Annotated in this window: 4 protein-coding genes; 1 reads left to right on the top strand and 3 read right to left on the bottom strand. The window is 72.4% G+C overall.

What is annotated here, in order from left to right; all coding sequences use genetic code 11:
• From AC0CYZ_RS19305 to AC0CYZ_RS19295, 3 genes are all read right to left on the bottom strand, one after another.
• On the bottom strand, positions 1–638 hold a 638-nt coding region (locus AC0CYZ_RS19305), incomplete at its 3' end, for a polyphosphate kinase 2 family protein (RefSeq protein ID WP_472218250.1).
• Positions 639–713: 75 nt separating this feature from the next.
• The gene (locus AC0CYZ_RS19300; RefSeq protein WP_472218248.1) at positions 714–1739 is read right to left on the bottom strand and encodes a zinc-dependent alcohol dehydrogenase family protein; all 1026 of its coding nucleotides are present in this window, start codon (positions 1737–1739) and stop codon (positions 714–716) included.
• A 39-nt stretch (positions 1740–1778) separates the two neighbouring features.
• Positions 1779–2609: an IclR family transcriptional regulator domain-containing protein gene (locus AC0CYZ_RS19295; RefSeq protein WP_472218246.1), complete on the bottom strand. Its 831-nt coding sequence runs from the start codon at positions 2607–2609 to the stop codon at positions 1779–1781.
• Between the two features lie 114 nt (positions 2610–2723).
• Here AC0CYZ_RS19295 and AC0CYZ_RS19290 point away from each other — a divergent pair, with 114 nt between their 5' ends.
• Positions 2724–3284, top strand: a complete 561-nt coding sequence (locus AC0CYZ_RS19290; RefSeq protein ID WP_472218244.1) for a flavin reductase family protein — start codon at positions 2724–2726, stop codon at positions 3282–3284.
• Positions 3285–3292: the final 8 nt, after the last annotated feature.

Genomic DNA, 3292 nt, shown 5'->3' with positions numbered 1-3292 from the left:
CCGGCGGGTGACTCGGTGCGGCGCAGCATCTCCTCCACCGCTACCTCGTAGGCGGGCCTGCGGTCGCGGTTGCGCCAGTCCTCGGCGGTGAGCTTCCAGCCGCGGTAGGGATCCCGGGCCCGTGCCTCGAAGCGGCGGAGCTGTTCGTCCGGGGAGATGTGCACGAAGAACTTGACCAGGATGGTGCCCTCGGCCGCCAACGTGGTCTCCAGGTCGACGATCTCCCCGTAGGCCCGCTCCCAGGCGGCCTCGGGGGCGAAGCCCTCGACCCGCTCCACGAGGACACGGCCGTACCAGGACCGGTCCAGCACGGCCATCCCGCCCCATCCGGGCAGCACCGGCCAGAACCGCCACAGGAAGTGGTGGCGCTGCTCGTCGTGGGTCGGGGCGGCGAACTGGACCACCCGCACGTGGCGAGGGTCGAGGGGCGCGACCAGGCGCTTGATGGCGCCGCCCTTGCCGGACGCGTCCCACCCCTCGAACAGCACGAGCAGCGGGGGGCCGATCCGGCCCGACCCGATCAGTCCGGCCAGGAGCAGACGCAGGTGCATCAGGCGCTGCTGGGCCGCGGCGAGCTGGGTGGCTCCCTGCTCCCGGGAGAGCGTCGCGGACAGGTCCACCGCATCCAGCCGTTCCACTCATCCACCTTGGCAGTGTTCCGAAGCGCTGACCACGCTCGGTTGATCAGCCGGTGCTCGCGGCGTCCGTCGTGCTCACTCCCGGACGATGCCGACCTTGCCCTCGGCGCCGGAGTCGGCGAGCACGTAGGCCGACCCGGCGTCGGCGAGGGCGAACGTGTCGGTGACGACCCGCTCGAGGTGGATGTCCCAGCGGACGAGCCGGTCGAGCAGCTCGGCCATCCGCCAGGTCGAGGACACCCACGAGCCGTGCACGGTCAGCTGGCGGTGGATGAGGACCTCGCTGACGTCGACGGTGAGCCGCCCGCCCTCGCCGACCAGCGCCACGCGGCCCCAGCGGCGGGTGTGGCGCAGTGCGGTGAGCTGGGCGGCGCCCGCTCCGGAGCAGTCGACGGCCACCTCCACGCCGGCGCCGAGCAGGTCGCCGAGTTCGTCGTCGTCGCCCGCGACTGCGTCGTCGACCGCTCCCAGCGCCGTGGCCAGCGACCGGCGCTCCGGTGAGGGGTCGGTGCCGACGACGCCGGTGGCTCCCATCGCCCGGGCGATCATCGCGGTCATCAGCCCGACCGGCCCGAGCCCCGTGACCAGCACCCGGTCGCGCCCGGAGACCCCCACCCGACACAGGGCCTCGTAGGCGGTGGCGCCGCCGCAGGCGACGCACGCGCCGTCGAGGAAGGTGAGGGCGTCGGGCATCACCAGCAGGTCGCGCTCCTCGGCGAGCAGGAACTCGGCGTGCCCACCGTCGCGCTGCCAGCCGTAGGCCGCCCGCGCAGCGGAGGTGCAGCTGATCTGGTAGCCGCGCCGGCACTCGTCGCACTGCCCGCAGCCGCTGATGTGGTGGACGACGACCCGGTCGCCCTCGCGCACGCGGCGCACGCCGGCGCCGACGGCGACGACCTGCCCGCACGGCTCGTGACCGGCGATCACGTCCTGGTAGGCCTCGGGGCCCTGGCCGAGGTGCTCGCGGTAGATCGCTCGGAGGTCGCTGCCGCAGATGGTCGACGCGCGCACCCCGACCACGACCTGTCCTGGGCCCGGCCGCGGGTCGGGCACCTCCCGCAGCTCGACCTCGCGGTTCCCCGGCAGGTAGGCACCCAGCACGACTCCTCCTCGGTCTCGCCGACGCCGCCCGGCGAGGGGTCAGTAGAACCCGTCGCGTGCGGGCGGGGTGTTGGCGATCGAGGCGGCGCTGGGTCCGCGGTAGCCCAGGTCGTTGCTGATCGCGTCGGCGGTCTCGAGGGCCAGGGGCACCACGGCCTTCTCGAGATGTCCGGGGGTGGAGCGCCCTGAGCTCGTCGAGGACGCGAGGGCGGCGACGACGATGCCGGTGTGGTCGCGCACCGGCGCGGCGACCGAGATCAGGCCTTCCTCGAGTTCCTCGGAGACCAGCGACCAGCCCTGGCGCCGGACGCGGTCGAGGGAGCGGCGGAACTGGTCGTGGTCGGTGATCGTGTGCGGGGTGCAGGGGACGAGGCCGGTCTCGGTGAGGTAGCGCTCGATGCGCTGGTGGTTCTCCCAGGCCAGCAGGACCCGCCCCATCGACGTCGCGTGGGCGGGGACCCGGGTACCGGGCGAGACGTTGATGCTCATGATCCGGCGGGTGGCGACGCGGGCGATGTAGACGACCTCGTCGCGGTCGAGGGTGGCCAGCGACGCGGACTCGCCGGTCTTCTCCGCCAGCCGGACGAGGTGGGGCTGGGCGATGTCGGGCATCGAGTGCGAGGCCGTGTAGTGCTGCCCGATCGAGAGCACCCGCGGCGTCAGCGCCCAGCGCACCCCCTGGTTCTCGACGTAGCCCAGGCTCTGCAGGGTCAGCAGGATCCGTCGCACGGCCGGGCGTGAGTAGCCGGTGACCGTGGCGAGCTCGGCGAGGGTGGGGTTGGGGCGCTGTTCGTCGAAGGCGAGCAGCACCGCGAAGCCCCGCTCGAGGCTCTGGATGTGGTCGCGGTCGCTCCCGCCGATCTCAGTCATCGTCCCCATCATCTCGAACTTCCCCCTTGACACGAACTTGTGAGGTGGGGCACCGTCGCCTGTACGCACAGCGGGCAGCTTGTACGCATAGCGTACTCCTGGAGGTGACGGTCGATGTCGATCGATCCGCGAGAACTCCGCCGGTGTCTCGGCCACTTCACGACCGGGGTCACCGTCATCACCTGCGCGGGGGCCGGCGGCGCCCCGCACGGCGCGACCGTGAACGCCTTCACCGCGGTCTCCCTGGACCCGCCTCTGGTGCTGGTCTCACTGGACCGGCGCTCGAGGTTGTGCGGGCTGGTCGAGGCCACGCCCTTCACGGTCAACGTCCTCGAGGCGTCACAGAAGGAGCTGGCCCTGCACTTCGCCGGCCGACCCAATCAGGACGTGGTCTGGGACGCCGAGAGCGACTGCGGCGCTCCCCAGCTCGCCGGCGCGCTCGCGCACATCGCCTGCACGCCGTGGCAGCACTACGACGGCGGCGACCACGTGCTGTACGTGGGCGAGGTGCAGCAGTTCCGGATCCACTCCGGTCAACCGCTGCTGTTCCACACCGGGAAGTTCCACCACCTCGGGGGCGACCACGACCCGTTGCTCTGGGACGACTCCGCCGACGGTCCGGGCGGCATGTCCTGGTTCTCCCAGGCCCTGAGCCCTGCCGCGCCACAGCCCTAGGGCCGAGA

It is taken from the genome of Actinomycetospora sp. (assembly GCF_055612215.1).
The sequence above is the reverse complement of the archived record's forward strand: the minus strand, read 5'-3'. Positions and strand labels throughout refer to the sequence as shown.